This is a genomic window from Mesorhizobium sp. GbtcB19 (assembly GCF_019091085.1).
In the GTDB taxonomy this organism is placed as follows: Bacteria; Pseudomonadota; Alphaproteobacteria; order Rhizobiales; family Rhizobiaceae; genus Mesorhizobium.
Map to the genome: position 1 here is coordinate 1 of NZ_JAGXJY010000432.1, position 243 is coordinate 243.

At 69.1% G+C, this 243-nt stretch carries 1 pseudogene; it reads left to right on the top strand.

What is annotated here, in order from left to right:
• Positions 1–243, top strand: a pseudogene (locus tag KVT37_RS32675) (exopolyphosphatase); the annotation flags it as partial.

A 243-nucleotide genomic window follows, 5' to 3' on the forward strand; every position in this document is an offset into this window, starting at 1 on the left:
CGCCGCGCGGTTTCGGATCAGGCCGGCGCCGAGCACATGTATGTGCGGGCGACCGCGGCCGCGCGTGAGGCGGGCAGCGGTCCCGATTTCATCCACCGCGCCGAGGATGTGCTGAGGACCGAGATCCGTGTGCTCACCGGCCGCCAGGAAGCCTATTATTCGCCGCTCGGCGTCATTTCCGGCTTCCTTCCGGCCAATGGCATCGCCGGCGACCTTGGCGGCGGTAGCCTCGGGCTGATCGAC